The sequence below is a fragment of the Mesorhizobium sp. B3-1-8 genome, from assembly GCF_006439495.1.
In the GTDB taxonomy this organism is placed as follows: Bacteria; Pseudomonadota; Alphaproteobacteria; order Rhizobiales; family Rhizobiaceae; genus Mesorhizobium.
The window spans coordinates 1-16798 of the sequence record NZ_VFTK01000011.1 but is presented as its reverse complement, the minus strand read 5'-3'; the positions used below and the strand labels follow the sequence as shown (position 1 = coordinate 16798).

Sequence of the window (16798 nt, the reverse complement as noted above, 5' to 3'; positions counted from 1 at the left end):
CAGGGCAAAGGAAGCGCCGCCGATGTCGAAGCTCGAAAACCCCGTACAGATGGCCGTTATCGGCGCCGCGCACGGCATCAAGGGCGAATTGCGGGTGAAGACCTTCACCGGGGACCCGCTGGCGCTGGCCGACTACGGTCCGCTTTATGCCAAGGATGGCCGCGCCTTCCAGATCCTGGACATCCGGCCGGCCGGCACGGTCGTGGTCGTGCGCTTCAAGGGCATCGGTGACCGCAACGCCGCCGAGGCTTTGGCCGGCACCGAGCTGTTCGTCGACCGCTCGGTGCTGCCCGACGACGGCGAGGAGGACGAGTTCTATCACGCCGATCTCATCGGTCTCGACGTCAGGGACGATACGGGCGTCATCGGTAAGGTCGTCGCCGTGCATAATTTCGGTGGCGGCGACATCCTCGACGTCACGCTTGCCGGCCGCAAGGGCGTGCTGATCCCGTTCACGCAGGCCGCCGTGCCGCATGTTTCGATCGCCGACGGATTCGTGGAGGTCAACCCTCAGGCGGCGGGGCTGGTTGAAGACGAAGAAGACGGCGAAGCGCCCAGGGATGCCGGCTTCGACCCGAAAGGCCGGCCGCGCGGACCGAAGGATGCCGGGGGCAACCGTTGAGCTTTGCCGCTTCGGTGCTGACGCTCTATCCGGAGATGTTCCCGGGCGCGCTCGGCCTGTCGCTGGCCGGCCGCGCGCTGGAGGCCGGCACCTGGTCGCTCGAGGCGATCCAGATCCGCGATTTCGCCGCCGACAGGCACCGCACGGTCGACGACACGCCGGCCGGCGGCGGCGCCGGCATGGTGATGCGCGCCGACGTGCTGGCCAAGGCGATCGACCACGCCGCGCCGCCGGGCGATGAGCGTCCAAGGCTGCTGATGAGCCCGCGTGGAAAACCACTGACGCAGGCGCGCGTGCGCGAACTGGCCGCCGGACCGGGCGCGGTCATCCTGTGCGGCCGTTTCGAGGGCGTCGACCAGCGGCTGATCGAGGCGCGGGGGCTGGAGGAAGTCTCGATCGGCGATTTCATCCTGTCGGGCGGCGAGCCGGCGGCGCTCGTGCTGCTCGACGCCGTGGTGCGGCTTTTGCCCGGCGTCATGGGCAATGCGGTGTCGGGCGAGGAAGAGAGTTTCGAGAACGGCCTGCTCGAGCATCCGCATTACACGCGGCCGCAGGAATTCGAAGGCAGACCGATCCCTGACGTGCTGATCTCCGGCAACCACAAGAAAATAGCCGAATGGCGTCGCGCCGAGGCCGAGAAGCTCACACGGGAGCGGCGGCCGGACCTCTTGGCAGCGGATCAGCCTTTGGTGAAATAGTAAAAGGCGAGGAACAGGCCGACCGCGACGACGAAGCCGCGGACCACGCCCTGCGGCACGCGCTTGGCGATCCAGACGCCGGCATAGCCGCCGAGCGCGCCGCCCGGGATCATGACGATCGCCTGCGGCCAAGCGACGACGCCGCCTGAAACGAAGACCAGGATGGCGATGGCCGCGATGACCACGGCCAGCATGTTCTTCAGCGCGTTGAGCCGGTGGTAATCGCCGGCCTGGGTCAGGCCGAGCGTGGCCAGCATCATCACGCCCATGCCGGCGCCGAAGAAGCCGCCATAGATCGAGGTCACAAATTGCGCCAGCGACCCGGCGAACGAGCCGACCCTGGCTTCGGCGCCGGGCTTGGGCGCCGGTTTCAGCCATGGCCCGGCGGCGAACAGCGCGGTCGCGGCGATCAGCAGCCAGGGCACCAGCGCGCGGAAGGACGGGTTGGAAAGCGCAAGCAGGATGAGCGAACCGACCAGCGCGCCGAAGGCCGAGATCACGCAGAGCAGCAGCGCCTGGCGCCAGAAATGCCTGATGTCGTCGATATAGGCCAGCGTCGAGGTGATGTAGCCGGGAAACTGCGTCACCGAGGAGGTGGCGTTGGCGACGATCGGCGGCACGCCGACCAGCGTCATGGCGCCGAAGGTTACGAAGGTGCCGCCGCCGGCGACGGCGTTGACCGCACCGGAGACAAAACCCGAGAGAAAGAGCAAGGCGGCATCGAAAAAAGTCATTTTCCCCGCTTAGGAAGCTTACAAGCCGCGCGCAACCCGGCACGGCCGCGGTAATGTGGGGCCATGGGGGCAAAAAATATGCCTCAAGGTCTTTTTTGATGCATGAGGCCGTGCCGGAACCGCTCACACTTCCTGGCGACATGCATTAGGGCGTGACAAAGCGGCAAAATGCCTGTATGTGCCCGCCCGAACCGGAAGAACGATCTTTCGGACCCGTCAACAAGTGCGGTGTAGCCGTCCCTGCCCGATGTTCCCCGATACAATTTGGGGACTGGGGGCATAGCCGAGCGGTCATTGGAACTGCAAGGCGAGCGTTGGACGCTCTGACTGTCGGAAGAACAAGAAGTGGATATTTGAGATGGATCTCATCCGTCAGCTCGAGGCCGAACAGGCCGCCAAGATCGAAGCCAAGCGCAAGCTGCCAGAATTCCAGCCGGGCGACACCGTGCGCGTCCAGGTGCGCGTCACCGAAGGCACCCGCACCCGCGTCCAGGCCTATGAGGGCGTCGTCATCGCCCGCGCCGGCTCGGGCTTCCAGGAGAATTTCACCGTACGCAAGATTTCTTACGGCGAAGGCGTCGAGCGCGTTTTCCCGGTCTACTCGCCGATGGTCGAGGGCGTCGAGATCGTGCGCCGCGGCAAGGTTCGCCGCGCCAAGCTCTATTACCTGCGCGACCGTCGCGGCAAGTCGGCTCGCATTTCGGAAAACACCGGCGTGCGCGCCCGCAAGCTGAACGACGAAGAGCGTGATGCTTTGGCCGCCGAGCGCGCCCGCATCGAGGCCGAGAAGGTCGCGGCCGCCCAGGCGCTGGCCGCCGAGACGGCCGCCAAGGAAGCCGCCGAGAAGAAGGCCGCCGCTGAGGCTGCTTCGGCCGAGGCCGCCTCCGCCGAATAAGGTTTCGTCGAAACAAGTTTTGGAAAGGCGGCTTCGGCCGCCTTTTTCATTGGGCGGAAGAGCCAGGGCTTTCGGTTCCCGATCAAGTCCTATCCTACCCGCGTTCTCGGACTGCATGTCTTGGCGATTGGCTGAAACATCTGAGCGTCGTCATCCACGGGCGGAGCAAGGAGCGCAGCGACGCGCGCAGACCCGAGGATCCATTCCGTGACTTTGAAGCACCGCTACGGTGCAGAATTCTGCGCCGTCGCACCCTACGACAGTGGTAACGGAATGGATCCTCGGGTCTACGCTCCGCTTCGCGTCGCTCCGCCCGTGGATGACGACCTCGGTGCCTCTCATCCATCCGAACACAAGTGAGGGACGCACATCGCGGCTCTTGACAATAAATTACTTTGTACACTAAATAATCGTGTACAATCAAATGGAGACAAAAATGTCGGCACTTTACAGCACCCAGGCTCACGTCACCGGCGGCCGCAACGGTCACGGCGAGACGAGCGACGGCCTGCTCAAGGTCGATCTGGCGATGCCGAACGAACTTGGCGGCAAGGGCGGCGCCACCAATCCCGAGCAGCTTTTCGCCGTCGGCTATGCCGCCTGCTTCGAGAGCGCGGTGCGCTTCGTCGCACGCCAGCAGAAGCTGCCGCTTGAGGACGCTTCGGTCACCTCCACGGTGAGCCTCTATCCGAACGACCAGGGCGGCTTCAGGCTCGGCGTTTCACTGGCGGCCGAGATCAAGGGACTTGATCAGGCGGGCGCAGAGGCGCTTGTATCCGAAGCGCACAAGATCTGCCCCTATTCCAATGCCATCCGGGGCAATATCGACGTGGCGCTCTCGGCAAAGGCTGCATGACGACGAAAACCGAAATCATGACCAAGCAAGCTCCGGCGCAGGGCGCCGGGGCGATCGAGGTGCCGCGCCTCGACCAGCAGCTCTGCTTCGCGCTCTATTCGGCAAGCGGGCTGATGACAAAGCTTTACCGGCCGCTGCTCGATCCGCTCGGCCTCACCTATCCGCAATATCTGGCGATGCTGGTCCTGTGGCGGCATTCGCCGAGCACGATCGGCGAGCTCGGCGCAGCACTTGGCCTCGATTCGGCGACGTTGACGCCGCTGATCAAGCGGATGGAAGCCGGCGGCCTCGTCACCCGCCGGCGCGATAGCGCCGACGAACGCCGGGTGCTGGTCGAGCCGACAGCGAAGGGTCAGGCGCTGCGGGCGAAGATGAAGGACGTGCAGGAGGGACTGAGCTGCGGCATGCCGCTGGAGCGAGCCGAGCTCAAAGCCCTGCACGGCACACTGACGCGACTGGTCGCCGGATTGCGCGAAGCCACGGCCGACCAGGATTGAACGCCGCAAAGGCTATCCTCGAAACCATCCCCGAAGAGCATCGGATTGCGTGTTGGCCGGCTGCGTCAGCGCGGGCCGGCTTGCAAGGCGCATGCGGCTCTATCTCTTTGTTTTTACGCAATTCCGAACGGAAAACCGCTTCACACTTTTCCTGGAATTGCTCTAAAGTCGGCACCGGATTCTTCCTGGCCGCGAGATTGCAGCGCGGCCTGCACCTTCGGAGATTTGTCATGACCAAGTCGAAACTGCTGCTGGCCGCCATGGTGGCCTGCCTTCTCGCGCCTGTCGCGGCGCTCGCCGACAATTTGCCCGATCTCGGCGGCAAAAAGGTCGTGGTGGTAACGGAAAACGCCTATCCGCCGCTGCAGTTCATCGACAAGAAGACCGGCAAGCAGATCGGCTGGGAATATGATGCGATGGACGAGATCGCCAAGCGGCTGAACTTCAAGGTCGAGTATCAGAACACCTCGTGGGACGCGATGATCCAGGCGGTTTCCGACAATCAGTACAACATCGGCATGACCGGCATCACCATCAAGGACGACCGCAAGGAGAAAGTCGACTTCTCCGACCCCTATATGCGCTCGGAGCAATTCATGCTGGTGCGCGGCGATGAAGGCCGCTTCACCGACGCCAAGACCTTCGGCGCCTTCAAGGACGGGCTGATCGGCGCCCAGCCCGGCACCACGCCGTTCTACACCGCCGTCTACAGCGTGCTCGACGGCAACGAGCAGAACCCGCGCATAAAGCTGTTCGAGACCTTCGGCGCGACCGTGCAGGCGCTGAAGACGGGCGACGTCGACGTCGTGCTCACCGACGGCACCGCCGGCCAGGGCTATGTCGATGCCTCCGAAGGCAAGCTGAAGCTGATCGGCGGGCCGCTCGGCACCGAGGATTTCGGCTTCATCTTCCCGAAGGGGTCGGACCTGGTGAAGCCGGTCAATGCCGCGATCGCCGCGCTCAAGGCGGACGGCACGTTCGACAAGCTCAACAAGAAATGGTTCCTCGATTACAAGATGGGGCAGTAGGCGCTGTTGTCGCGACGGCCGGCAAAGCTGCCAATCTCCCCCCTTGCGGGGGAGATGCCCGGCAGGGCAGAAGGGGGTGTGCAGGATCGCGACATTTCCGTTCTAAGCTTCTGCGAAGAGAATCCGGTCAGAGGCGGTGATCGCAACCAGTTGATAGGCCGGCGGGACAGCACCCCCCTCTGTCCTACCGGACATCTCCCCCGCAAGGGGGGAGATTGGCAGCTCTTGCGAAGGCATCTATTCACCAGCGTTGGGAACTGATGCCCGCCACCCCATCCGTCAAATCCGAATTCCCCTGGTGGCTGGCAGCCGCCCTCGCCCTTGCTTTGGCCGCCGCCCTCGCCATTGCCTCCAGCGACCTCTATGCGCAGGTCTTCGCCACCGTCGCCAAGGGCATCGGCATCACCATCTTCGTCACCGCGGTCGCTTTCGCGCTGGCCTCCGCGCTTGGACTTGGCATTGCGCTAATGGCGCTGTCGGGGTCGCAATGGCTGCGGCAGATCGCGCGCTTCTATGTCGAGATCATCCGCGGCGTGCCGATCCTGGTGCTGTTGTTCTGGATCGCCTTTGCCGGCGCGCCGGCCTTCGTCGCCGCCTGGAATGCGCTGACTGCGCCGCTGCAGAGCGCCGGCGTGATCGGCGAACTGCTGGTGCGCGACGTGTCGCTGCTGTGGCGCGCCATCATGGCGCTGACCATCGGCTACTCGGCCTTCATCTCGGAAGTGTTCCGCGCCGGCATCCAGTCGGTCGAGAAGGGACAGATCGAAGCCGCGAAGGCGCTTGGGCTCAGCCGGGCGCAGCGCTTCCGGCTGATTGTGTTCCCGCAGGCGATCCGCATGATCCTGCCGCCGCTCGGCAACGATTTCGTCGCCATGGTCAAGGATTCCTCGCTGGTCTCGGTGCTCGGCGTCGCCGACATCACCCAGATCGGCAAGGTCTATGCCGCGGGCTCCTTCCGCTTCTTCGAGACCTATTCGATCGTCGCCTATATCTACTTGATCCTCACCGTCGGCCTGTCGCTGGGGCTGCGGACGCTGGAACAGCGGCTGCGCCGGCAGCATCAGCAATAGCGGGGAGCCAAAGTCGGCGCTACCTCTTTGTTTCCGACGCAATTCCGGACGGAAAACCGGTTCCCACTTTTCCTGGAATTGCTCTACCTTGGTCACATGTATCCGGCGGAGGAGACGTCCCATGAATTTCGACAAGGCCAATGCGGCGCTGGACTCCGTCTATTCGGCCGACTCGCCGGAAGGACTCGCAAAGGCCTATGCCGACTGGGCCGCGACTTATGACAGCGAGACCGCCTCGCTCGGCTATCTCCTGCCTTTCCTGATCACCGCCTGGGTGGCGCGGCACGTGCCGGCGGGCGAAGGTCCGCTGCTCGACGCCGGCTGCGGCACGGGCCTGTCGGGGCCGTCGCTCAAGGCTCTGGGCTATGGCGACATCGCCGGCCTCGACCTCTCCGACGACATGCTGAAGATCGCCGGCAGCCGCCAAGCCAATGGCAAGCCGGCCTATGGCGAGTTGAAGAAGGCGATGCTCGGCGGTCCGCTGCCTTGGCCCGACCGGCATTTCCGCGCCTTCTTCTCGACCGGCGTCTTCACCATCGGTCATGCCCCTGCCTCCGGCCTGCACGAACTGGTGCGCATCACCAAAAGCGGCGGCCATGCCATCTTCACCGTGCGCGACCAGGTTTTCGAGAGCGGCGGCTTTCAAACGGTGTTCGACGAGCTGACCCAGGCGAAGAGATGGCGGCTCGTAGAGCAAAGCCCGTGGTTCCGCTGCTACGCGATCGGCGACCCGGAAGCGCTGGTGAAGACGTTCGTGTTCGAGGTGGTTTGAGCCGTGAGCTCGCCGATCTTGCCTCCCTTCCTCTCCCTCCGGAGGGGGGAGAGGTGGCGCTGCGAAGCAGCGACGGAGCGGGGGACGGCGGTGCTCAAATGCGCCGTCGCTAATAACTCGCCACCGGCCCCTATAAAGCCGAGGCATTGCTCGGTTTGAAATAACAATGGCCGAGCCAAGTCGACCCCCACTCCGTCGAGCTTCGCTCGCCACCTCTCCCCCGATCGGCGGGGGAGAGGAAGGGCGCGCGCTCGCCGACCTTGGCGCTCTGCCTTTGCCCTCCGAAGGTGTGGGAATGTGAGGGCGAGGAACAAGGTCCCAGCCGCTAATTGCCGAAAAGCCAAAACATTGCTATCTACGCCGCCATGGAAAAGCTTTTCAGCGATCCGGCCTACAAGGGCTTCGTGCTGCAGGACAGAAAGCGCCTGCCGTCGCGATTTGCCGCGCGGGTCTGCGGCGCGCTCACCTGCCGACTTCGCCGGGCCGACTGATCGAAGTCGCTTGCCGGCCGAAGCCACGCCAGCTTTTCCTATTCTCATATCGACGGATTTACGCACATGAGCGCACCGCGCACCCTCTACGACAAGATCTTCGACGACCACACGGTCGACCGCCAGGACGACGGCACCTGCCTGCTCTATATCGACCGCCACCTCGTCCACGAAGTCACCAGCCCGCAGGCCTTCGAGGGCCTGCGCATGAGCGGCCGCAAGGTCCGCCATCCGGAAAAGACGCTGGCCGTGGTCGACCATAACGTGCCGACCTCACCCGAGCGCAAGTTCGGCATCAAGAACGAGGAAAGCCGCATCCAGGTCGAGGCGCTGGCCAAGAACGCCAAGGATTTCGGCATCGAATATTATTCCGAGAACGATATCCGCCAGGGCATCGTCCACATCATCGGACCGGAACAGGGCTTCACCCTGCCGGGCATGACCATCGTCTGCGGCGACAGCCACACCTCCACGCACGGCGCCTTTGGCGCGCTGGCGCACGGCATCGGCACGTCGGAAGTCGAGCATGTGCTGGCCACCCAGACGCTGATCCAGCGCAAGGCCAAGAATATGCTGGTGCGCGTCGACGGCCAGTTGCCGGAAGGCGTCACCGCCAAGGACATCATCCTCGCCATCATCGGCGAGATCGGCACCGCCGGCGGCACCGGCTACGTCATCGAATATGCGGGCGAAGCGATCCGTTCGCTGTCGATGGAAGGCCGCATGACGATCTGCAACATGTCGATCGAGGGCGGCGCGCGGGCAGGCCTGATCGCGCCGGACGAGACGACCTTTGCCTATGTGAAGGACAAGCCGCGCGCGCCGAAGGGCGCTGCCTGGGATGCCGCGCTCGCCTATTGGAAGACGCTGCAGTCCGACGAAGGCGCGCATTTCGACAAGGTCGTGGTGCTCGACGCGCAGAAACTGCCGCCGATCGTCTCCTGGGGCTCCTCGCCCGAGGACGTCGTCTCGGTGCAGGGCATCGTGCCCAATCCGCAAGAGATCGCGGACGAGAACAAGCGCACGTCGAAGATCCGCGCGCTCGACTATATGGGGCTGACGCCGGGGACCAAGATCACCGACATAGCGCTCGACCGCGTCTTCATCGGCTCCTGCACCAACGGCCGCATCGAAGACCTGCGCGCCGCCGCCAAGGTGGTCGAGGGCAAGACCGTCAATCCGCGCGTCAACGCCATGATCGTGCCCGGCTCCGGCCTGGTCAAGGAACAGGCGGAAGCCGAAGGCCTCGACAAGATCTTCGTTGCCGCCGGCTTCGATTGGCGCGAACCGGGCTGCTCGATGTGCCTGGCCATGAACGACGACCGGCTGAAGCCGCATGAACGCTGCGCCTCGACCTCGAACCGCAATTTCGAGGGCCGGCAGGGCTTCAAGGGCCGCACCCACCTGGTGTCGCCGGCCATGGCGGCGGCTGCCGCGATCGCCGGCCATTTTGTCGACATCCGCGACTGGAAGTAACAGCCGGCTGCGTCTCTCAACAAAGGCCCGGACAGGACGTCCGGGCCTTTTGCTTTCAGCGCTCTATCTGCGAATGATCTCGTGAAACTCCTCGCGCCTGCCGGGCTCGTCGGCGGCGACGACCAAGGCCAACTGCCGCTCGTCGAAAATCCTGAACCACTCGTCCCACTCCACGAGCTCGTAGCCGCCGCTGTTGATCGAACGCTCCGGGCGGTCGGTGTCTTCATACGCCTGCTGCCCAAAAACCAGCCGCAGCATGGGCTGCGTTCCCGCCTCGGGCGAGATGTCGACAATGGCCGGGAAGCCGGCGCGCGCCGCCGCCCAGGAGCGGATTTCATCGTGGTTCGTCAAAGTGATCGTGCCGGCCATCTCGATCGTCTCCCGTCTGGCGTCTCCTGTCTGGCCGGACAACGCCGCTCCGGCAGGCCGGTTCCGTGTGGCATGCGATGTGCTCGTCGGGGGCTTAACCGCTTGTTTGGGCTTAGGTCCTAGTATCTCCCCCTGGGTAAGTTGGGGAAAGTCGCAGTCCTTTGGACACCGGTCTGCTCATAGCGCTGCTCAATCCGACGATAGCGCTGGCGCTTGGCGCCGCGTTCCTCGTGCTGTTTTCCTATCAGCGCCATCGCCCGTATCTGGCCGCGCTCGGCGCGAGCTACTGCCTGTCGGCGCCGGGTTTCCTGCTGCAGTATTTCACGCTTCCGATCGGCGTGGCGCTGACCAAGCTGGCTTCCAACATCTGCTTCACGATCGCCGCCTGCTGCCTCTCCAGCGCGATCGTCGCGCGCTACGGGCGGCGCGTGCCCTATGTCGGCATCGGTATCGTGACCGGAGGCGGGCTCGCCGCTTTCATCTGGTTCATGTTCGTCGAGCCGGACCTCACCTGGCGCGTGCTCGTCATGAATTTCGGCTTTGGCGCGCTCAGCATGCTGGTCGCCTCGGAACTGAGAACGGTGCGCAACAACGGTCCGACCGAGAAAATCCTGTTCGCGCTGTCGCTGCTTTCCGGGCTGAACTTCATCGCCCGCACGCTGATCGTCGTCATCGCGCATGGACCGTTCCCCAGCTATGACGGCTTCTACGGCTCGTCCTACTGGACGACGGCGCTGCTTTCGCACGCGCTGTTGTCGCTGCTGATCGCGCTTAGCCTGTTCACGGCCGCGGCGCTCGATGTGATGCGGGCGCTGAAGGCCGAGACCCATACCGATCCGCTCTCGGGCATCCTCAACCGCCGCGGCTTCGAGGAGCGGGCAACCGTGTTGCTCGACCAGTGCGGCAAGGCGGGGTTTCCCGTCGCCCTGGTGCTTGCCGATCTCGATCACTTCAAGGCGCTGAACGACCAGCACGGACATGAGGCCGGCGACCGGGTGATCGCCGATTTCGCCGCCAAGCTGCGTTCCGCCACCGGCGCGCGCGGGGCCGCCGGCCGCATCGGCGGCGAAGAGTTCGCCGTGCTTTTGCCGCTCAGCGACCTGGGGGCGGCAAGGCTCTTTGCCGAAGCGATCCGCGCCTTCTATTCGGCCGGCGCGATCGAGGGCCTGCCTCCCGGTATCAGGGTGACCGCCAGCTTCGGCGTCGCCGCCCGCTCCGGCAGGGAAGGGCTGATGCCGCTAATGCGGCGCGCCGACGAAGCGCTCTACAAGGCCAAGAAGAACGGCCGCGACAGCGTGCGGCTTTCCTATGAGAGACCTGAAACCGCCTTCGCTGCCGAGCCGCTCGCCGTCGGCTAATGACACCGGACGCGTATCAGGCGCGGCGGCGCCAGGCGCCGACGAGCTTCAACGGCAAGGGCTGAGATTGGGCATCTCGCCGTCGGAAAGCCCGTACATATAGGAGCGGCCCTTCACCAGCACCGGCGGCTGGTAGCAGCCGGGCGCGCCGGGTTCGTCCGCATCGTCATAGACGACATCCGGCTGGCCGGCGCTGGTGAATTCGGAAAGCTTTTTCGCAAGCTTGCCCTCGCCGACGACGATGCGCTTGTAGCCGGCGGCGCTGTCGATGACGAGATTGCCGAAGGAATCGGCATAGACGCGGTCGTGATGGCGCAAGCCGGCTTCGGCCGGCGCGGCGATTGCCATGACAAACCCTGCCAGCGCCGCGGCCGCGAGGCTTGCCCACACTGAATTCGAACGCATGTCGCTCTCCCTTGATCGGCGCGACAGATCGCGCCTGGAATCCGGTTCGAATCGGAAATTAACTCTTTCTTAACCTTTGTTAAGAGGCGGGAGGCCTTCGGCGCCGGTTCTTAAGGAACATGGTTAATTTTCGAGGGCCGGCTTGCCAGGCAACAGGGCGGTCGCAGTGCCGATCTGACTTCAGGTCACCTTGATCTTGCAACGTCGCGTGGCTACAGCGGTCCACCGTTTCACAGTAACGGCAAGCGGCTATCTCTTTGTTTCGACGCAATTCCGGACGGAAGGCCACGGCGAACACGCCGAACCCAACCGTTCACACTTTTCCCGGAATTGCTGTAGGGTGCCGCGCACGAAAGGGCAGCGTATGAGCTTTGGCCACACGGTTCGGGTCTCGATCATCATCCCGCTGCTTCTCGCGGCCGCGGCCTGCGTACCGCAGGACGGCGCGCCCAAGTCGGCCGATGCCGCACCGCTGCCGGCTTCGCCTGCGCCGAACCAGCAGCCCGCCGCGCCAGCGGCGACGTCGATACCTGCGACGCCCCCAGTACCTGCGGCAGTGTCGGTCCCGACAGCGGCCAAGACGCCCGCACCACCAACCAAGATCGTCCCCGACCTTACGACGCCGCGGTCCGGCATCGGCACGGCCAGCTACAGATGCGGCAATGGCGGCTTGATCACCATCCAGAATCTGGGCAGCGCGTTGCGCGTCATGCGGCCGGATGGCACGGCAGAGGAGTTCGCCGCCTCGCCCGCCAACCAGAGCAGCCGCTACCAGGAAGCGGCGACGCATGACGCAATCGTGATCGACGGACGCGAGGCGCTGGTGATGAAGAGGGGATCCACCCCGCAGACTTGCAGAAGATAGCGCAGTTTGTTGCACTGCGGCGAACGCTGCGCCGGCTTCTAAACAGCCGCTAATCGATTGAAGCGCGCGGCCTCCAATTTGTCAGACTAAATGATGTTTCCAAAACGTTTTTCCGGCTTTGACGCGGTGCAAAAAGAGCATTAGAAACCGGCTGTCCGAAGCCATATATGAGGGCGGCAAACGCCGCATTCCCATCGCGGCTCCAGGATGCCGATCTGGGGGAGCCATGAGCAAATCACCAGCCACCCGCGCAGTTGCCAGACGTGAACGGCCGCTCTCGCCGCATCTGACGGTCTACCGGCCGCCGATCACGATGACGATGTCGATCATCCATCGCATCACCGGCGGCGCGCTCTATTTCGGGACGCTGCTGGTGGCGGCGTGGCTGATCGCAGCTTCGAGCTCGCAGGCCGCCTTCGACTGGGTCAACTGGGCCTTCGGCTCCTGGCTCGGCCGGCTGGTTCTGTTCGGCTACACCTGGGCGCTGATGCACCACATGCTGGGCGGGCTGCGCCACCTCGTCTGGGACGCCGGCGCGGGACTGGAAAAACACACCGCGTCGAGGATCGCCTGGGCGACGCTCGCCGGCTCGATCGTGCTGACGCTGCTGATCTGGATCGCCGGCTACATGGCGCGGGGAGCTTTCTGATGAGCGCGAACAATTCGGACATGCGCACGCCGCTGGCGAAGGTCCGCGGCCTCGGTTCGGCCCGCGAAGGCACCGGGCATTTCTGGCGGCAGCGACTGACCGCCATCGCCAACATTCCTTTGGTCCTGTTTTTCGTCGGCTTCCTGATCGCGATCAACGGCCATGACTACGCGGATGTGCGGGCGGCGCTTGCGAACCCGTTCGTGGTGGTCATGCTCGGGCTGGTGCTGATCTCGCCGCTTTACCACATGCGCATCGGCATGCAGGTGATCATCGAGGATTACGTGCATGGCGAAGGCCTGAGGTTGGCGCTGATCGCGCTCAACACCTTTTTCTGCGTGGCAGTCGGCGTCGCTTCGCTGTTTGCCCTGCTCAAACTCGCATTCGGAGGCTGACGTCTTGGCCAACGCAAATACAGCCAACACGGCTTCCGCCTACACTTTTGTCGACCATAAATTCGACGTCGTGATCGTCGGCGCCGGCGGCGCCGGCCTGCGCGCCACGCTCGGCATGGCCGAGCAGGGGCTGCGCACCGCCTGCATCACCAAAGTGTTTCCGACGCGTTCGCACACGGTGGCCGCGCAAGGCGGCATCGCCGCCTCGCTGTCCAACATGGGTCCCGATTCCTGGCAGTGGCACATGTACGACACCGTCAAGGGCTCGGACTGGCTCGGCGACGTCGACGCCATGGAATACATGGTGCGCGAGGCGCCGGCCGCGGTCTACGAGCTCGAGCATTACGGCGTGCCGTTCTCGCGCACCGAGGAAGGCAAGATCTACCAGCGGCCGTTCGGCGGCCACATGATGAACTATGGCGACGGTCCGCCGGTGCAGCGCACCTGTGCTGCCGCCGACCGCACCGGCCACGCCATCCTGCATACGCTCTACGGCCAGTCGCTGAAGAACAACGCCCAGTTCTTCATCGAGTATTTCGCGCTCGACCTGATCATGGAGCCGGACGGCACCTGCACCGGCGTCGTCGCCTGGAACCTCGACGACGGCACCATCCACCGCTTCTCGGCCAAGATGGTGGTGCTGGCGACCGGCGGCTATGGGCGAGCCTATTTCTCCGCCACCTCGGCGCATACCTGCACCGGCGACGGCGGCGGCATGGCAGCCAGAGCCGGGCTGCCGCTGCAGGACATGGAGTTCGTGCAGTTCCACCCGACCGGCATCTACGGTGCCGGCTGCCTGATCACCGAAGGTGCGCGCGGCGAGGGCGGCTATCTCGTCAATTCCGAGGGCGAGCGCTTCATGGAGCGCTATGCGCCGTCTGCCAAGGATCTCGCCTCGCGCGACGTCGTCTCGCGCTGCATGACGCTGGAGATCCGCGAGGGCCGCGGCGTCGGCAAGAACAAGGACCACATCTTCCTGCATCTCGACCATCTCGATCCGGCCGTGCTGCACGAGCGGCTGCCGGGCATCTCGGAATCGGCCAAGATCTTTGCCGGCGTCGACCTCACCAAGGAGCCGATCCCGGTGCTGCCGACGGTCCACTACAATATGGGCGGCGTGCCGACCAATTACTGGGGCGAGGTGCTCAACCCGACGGCCGAGCATCCCGACCGCGTGTCGCCCGGCCTGATGGCCGTCGGCGAGGCCGGCTGCGCTTCGGTGCATGGTGCCAACCGGCTCGGCTCGAACTCGCTGATCGACCTCGTCGTGTTCGGCCGCGCGGCGGCGATCCGCGCCGGCCAGGTGATCGACCGCAAGTCGGCGATCCCGTCGCCCAACGAAGCCTCGGTCGAAAAGATCATGGAGCGCTTCGATCGCCTGCGCCACGCCAACGGCTCGATCCCGACCGCGGTGTTGCGCGAGAAGATGCAGCGCGCCATGCAGGAAGACGCCGCGGTGTTCCGCACGCAGGACTCGCTCGAGAACGGCTGCAAGCGGATTTCGGAACTCTGGGGCGAACTCGAGGACATCAAGGTCACCGACCGCTCGATGATCTGGAATTCCGACCTCGTCGAGACGCTGGAGCTGGAAAACCTGATGGCCAACGCCATCACCACGGTCTACGGCGCCGAGGCGCGCAAGGAGAGCCGGGGCGCGCACGCGCGTGAGGATTTCGACAAGCGCGACGACGCCAACTGGCGCAAGCATACGCTGGCTCATCTGAGCGAAGACGGCAAGGTGACGCTCACCTACCGGCCAGTGCACACCGAGCCGCTGCTGGCGGAAAAGGACGGCGGCATCAGCCTGGCCAAGATCGCGCCGAAGGCCAGGGTGTACTGACGCGGCAATGATAAAGCTGTCGAAATTACCCAACGGAACTTCAGTGTACGACTACACTGGTGTGAGAACGGAGTTTCGAGGCCCGACAGATGTCGCCGTCTACCTGGAAGAAATCCAAGGATTTCTTGGAGAATTCCTGGGCGAACAAGCAGGCGTTTTACACGAAATCATCTCTGATAAAGTACATCTTGATCTACTCGTGTTTCCACCAAACGATATTAAAAATAACTGGACTCTTGTAACGAGCGGGATGAGCGATCTCCCGATGAATGTTCCGGGCAATCTCCACCCCCGCGAGGATTATGAACGAGCCGAACTGGTTTTCACGCTCCCGGCGTCATGGTTTGCTGCTGGGGAAAACGGAATGATCCCCGAAAACCAACTCGCTGACCCGAATAAATACTGGCCCATCCGCTTGATGAAGTCGCTCGCCCGGATGCCTCACGACTATGGAAGCTGGATATGGGGTTCGCATACTGTTGCGTCGCAAGACGGTCCGCCGGAGCCTTACGCCGAGAACACCAAAATGTCCGGCGTAATTCTTCTCCGTCCACCGAGTTGGCCCGACAAGAGAGATATCCTCCGCGCGGCCGATGGCACTAAGGTTAATTTCTTTGCCGTCGTCCCGCTACACGCAGATGAGATGACGCTGAAGTTGAATAAGGGTGTCGAGGCTCTGATTATTGCGCTCGACACCGCAGGTGTTTCCGATGTGTTGGATGCAGGCAGACCAAGCGCTGTCAAGCGGAAGCGCTACCTAGGGCTTTTCTGATGACAACTCCGCTAATCTTTGTGAACGACCTCGTCGACGTCAAGGTCGCCGCCGTGAACGAAATCTGGTCCGGGCTGAAGCTCGTCATCCGAAAGGACCGCAAGTAATGGTCGAACTCACGCTTCCCAGGAATTCGAAGGTCCAGCAAGGCAAGACCTGGCCGAAGCCGGAAGGCGCCACGAACCTGCGCGAATACCGCATCTACCGCTGGTCGCCGGACGACGACGAGAACCCGCGCATGGACACCTATTTCGTCGACATGGACGATTGCGGGCCGATGGTTCTCGACGCGCTGTTGTGGATCAAGAACAAGATCGACCCGACGCTGACCTTGCGCCGCTCCTGCCGCGAAGGCATCTGCGGTTCCTGCGCCATGAATATCGACGGCTCGAACACGCTGGCCTGCACCAAGGGCGCCGAGGACATTTCGGGCGCCGTGAAGGTCTATCCGCTGCCGCACATGTCTGTGATCAAGGACCTGGTGCCTGACCTCACCAATTTCTATGCCCAGCACGCTTCGATCCAGCCCTGGCTGCAGACGGTCTCGCCGACGCCCGCCAAGGAATGGCTGCAGAGCCACGAGGACCGCGAAAAGCTCGACGGGCTCTACGAGTGCATCCTGTGCGCTTGCTGCTCGACGTCGTGCCCGAGCTACTGGTGGAACGGCGATCGTTATCTCGGCCCGGCCACCCTATTGCAGGCCTATCGCTGGCTGATCGACAGCCGCGACGAGGCGACAGGCGAGCGGCTCGACAATCTGGAAGACCCGTTCCGGCTCTATCGCTGCCACACCATCATGAACTGCGCGCAGACCTGCCCGAAGGGACTCAATCCCGCCAAGGCGATCGCCGAGATCAAGAAGATGATGGTGGAGCGGCGGGTCTAGTCGGGCGAATTCGCTCGCGGTGCTTTGAAGGCAGCGATCCTTCGCGCCCCCCTCTGTCCTGCCGGACATCTCCCCACAAGGGGGGAGATCAGCAGCTTCGTCAACAGCGCTTATTCTTCG

The 16798-nt window shown here is 63.9% G+C and carries 20 protein-coding genes and 1 pseudogene; 18 read left to right on the top strand and 3 right to left on the bottom strand.

Annotation, left to right across the window (positions count from 1 at the left end; genetic code table 11):
• Positions 1-22 precede the first annotated feature (22 nt).
• Entirely contained in the window at positions 23-622 is a 600-nt protein-coding gene (gene rimM / locus FJ424_RS12220; RefSeq protein WP_140659924.1) for a ribosome maturation factor RimM, read from the top strand.
• The gene (gene trmD / locus FJ424_RS12215) at positions 619-1320 is read left to right on the top strand and encodes a tRNA (guanosine(37)-N1)-methyltransferase TrmD (RefSeq protein ID WP_140659925.1); all 702 of its coding nucleotides are present in this window, start codon (positions 619-621) and stop codon (positions 1318-1320) included. The genes rimM and trmD overlap by 4 nt, the downstream gene beginning before the upstream one ends.
• On the opposite strand, the gene FJ424_RS12210 is transcribed toward trmD, so the two are convergent.
• A complete protein-coding gene (locus tag FJ424_RS12210; protein ID WP_140659926.1) occupies positions 1302-2054 on the bottom strand; it encodes a sulfite exporter TauE/SafE family protein in 753 nt (250 codons plus the stop codon). The genes trmD and FJ424_RS12210 overlap by 19 nt on opposite strands.
• Positions 2055-2412: 358 nt before the next feature.
• Here FJ424_RS12210 and rplS point away from each other — a divergent pair, with 358 nt between their 5' ends.
• The 8 genes from rplS to leuC all read left to right on the top strand — a co-directional run bounded on the left by rplS (position 2413) and on the right by leuC (position 9139).
• A complete protein-coding gene (gene rplS, locus FJ424_RS12205) occupies positions 2413-2949 on the top strand; it encodes a 50S ribosomal protein L19 (protein WP_140646029.1) in 537 nt (178 codons plus the stop codon).
• Between the two features lie 436 nt (positions 2950-3385).
• A complete protein-coding gene (locus tag FJ424_RS12200; protein ID WP_140659915.1) occupies positions 3386-3805 on the top strand; it encodes an organic hydroperoxide resistance protein in 420 nt (139 codons plus the stop codon).
• Entirely contained in the window at positions 3802-4302 is a 501-nt protein-coding gene (locus tag FJ424_RS12195; protein WP_140659914.1) for a MarR family transcriptional regulator, read from the top strand. The genes FJ424_RS12200 and FJ424_RS12195 overlap by 4 nt, the downstream gene beginning before the upstream one ends.
• Positions 4303-4532: 230 nt before the next feature.
• Complete coding sequence (locus FJ424_RS12190) at positions 4533-5330, top strand: transporter substrate-binding domain-containing protein (protein ID WP_140659913.1); 798 nt, start codon at positions 4533-4535, stop codon at positions 5328-5330.
• 260 nt (positions 5331-5590) lie between these two features.
• Positions 5591-6400, top strand: coding sequence for an amino acid ABC transporter permease (locus tag FJ424_RS12180; protein ID WP_140659912.1), 810 nt, complete (start codon positions 5591-5593; stop codon positions 6398-6400).
• A 121-nt stretch (positions 6401-6521) separates the two neighbouring features.
• On the top strand, positions 6522-7172 hold the full coding sequence (locus FJ424_RS12175; protein WP_140659911.1) for a class I SAM-dependent methyltransferase: 651 nt from the start codon (positions 6522-6524) through the stop codon (positions 7170-7172).
• Between the two features lie 365 nt (positions 7173-7537).
• Positions 7538-7663, top strand: a complete 126-nt coding sequence (locus tag FJ424_RS34330) for a hypothetical protein (RefSeq protein WP_140659910.1) — start codon at positions 7538-7540, stop codon at positions 7661-7663.
• A gap of 66 nt (positions 7664-7729) precedes the next feature.
• The gene (gene leuC, locus FJ424_RS12165) at positions 7730-9139 is read left to right on the top strand and encodes a 3-isopropylmalate dehydratase large subunit (protein WP_140659909.1); all 1410 of its coding nucleotides are present in this window, start codon (positions 7730-7732) and stop codon (positions 9137-9139) included.
• A 63-nt stretch (positions 9140-9202) separates the two neighbouring features.
• On the opposite strand, the gene FJ424_RS12160 is transcribed toward leuC, so the two are convergent.
• Positions 9203-9508: a hypothetical protein gene (locus FJ424_RS12160; protein WP_140659908.1), complete on the bottom strand. Its 306-nt coding sequence runs from the start codon at positions 9506-9508 to the stop codon at positions 9203-9205.
• 161 nt (positions 9509-9669) lie between these two features.
• Between FJ424_RS12160 and FJ424_RS12155 the strand changes: the two genes are divergently transcribed.
• Entirely contained in the window at positions 9670-10866 is a 1197-nt protein-coding gene (locus tag FJ424_RS12155; protein WP_140659907.1) for a GGDEF domain-containing protein, read from the top strand.
• A gap of 48 nt (positions 10867-10914) precedes the next feature.
• On the opposite strand, the gene FJ424_RS12150 is transcribed toward FJ424_RS12155, so the two are convergent.
• Complete coding sequence (locus tag FJ424_RS12150; protein ID WP_140659906.1) at positions 10915-11271, bottom strand: hypothetical protein; 357 nt, start codon at positions 11269-11271, stop codon at positions 10915-10917.
• Positions 11272-11635: 364 nt separating this feature from the next.
• On the opposite strand from FJ424_RS12150, the gene FJ424_RS12145 reads away from it, so the two are divergent.
• The 7 genes and pseudogenes from FJ424_RS12145 (at position 11636) to FJ424_RS12115 (ending at position 16678) form a co-directional block, all read left to right on the top strand.
• Positions 11636-12136, top strand: coding sequence for a hypothetical protein (locus tag FJ424_RS12145; protein WP_140659905.1), 501 nt, complete (start codon positions 11636-11638; stop codon positions 12134-12136).
• Positions 12137-12362: 226 nt separating this feature from the next.
• Positions 12363-12785: a succinate dehydrogenase, cytochrome b556 subunit gene (gene sdhC / locus FJ424_RS12140; RefSeq protein ID WP_140659904.1), complete on the top strand. Its 423-nt coding sequence runs from the start codon at positions 12363-12365 to the stop codon at positions 12783-12785.
• Positions 12785-13180, top strand: a complete 396-nt coding sequence (gene sdhD / locus FJ424_RS12135) for a succinate dehydrogenase, hydrophobic membrane anchor protein (RefSeq protein WP_140659903.1) — start codon at positions 12785-12787, stop codon at positions 13178-13180. Before sdhC ends, sdhD begins: the two co-directional genes overlap by 1 nt.
• A 4-nt stretch (positions 13181-13184) precedes the next feature.
• Positions 13185-15020, top strand: coding sequence for a succinate dehydrogenase flavoprotein subunit (gene sdhA, locus FJ424_RS12130; RefSeq protein WP_140659902.1), 1836 nt, complete (start codon positions 13185-13187; stop codon positions 15018-15020).
• A gap of 43 nt (positions 15021-15063) precedes the next feature.
• Positions 15064-15792, top strand: a complete 729-nt coding sequence (locus FJ424_RS12125; RefSeq protein ID WP_181182268.1) for a suppressor of fused domain protein — start codon at positions 15064-15066, stop codon at positions 15790-15792.
• Positions 15793-15818: 26 nt separating this feature from the next.
• Positions 15819-15899 (top strand): annotated as a pseudogene (locus FJ424_RS34445) (DUF3052 domain-containing protein); the annotation flags it as partial.
• Positions 15899-16678, top strand: a complete 780-nt coding sequence (locus tag FJ424_RS12115) for a succinate dehydrogenase iron-sulfur subunit (protein WP_140659900.1) — start codon at positions 15899-15901, stop codon at positions 16676-16678. The pseudogene FJ424_RS34445 and the gene FJ424_RS12115, both read left to right, overlap by 1 nt.
• Positions 16679-16798 lie beyond the last annotated feature (120 nt).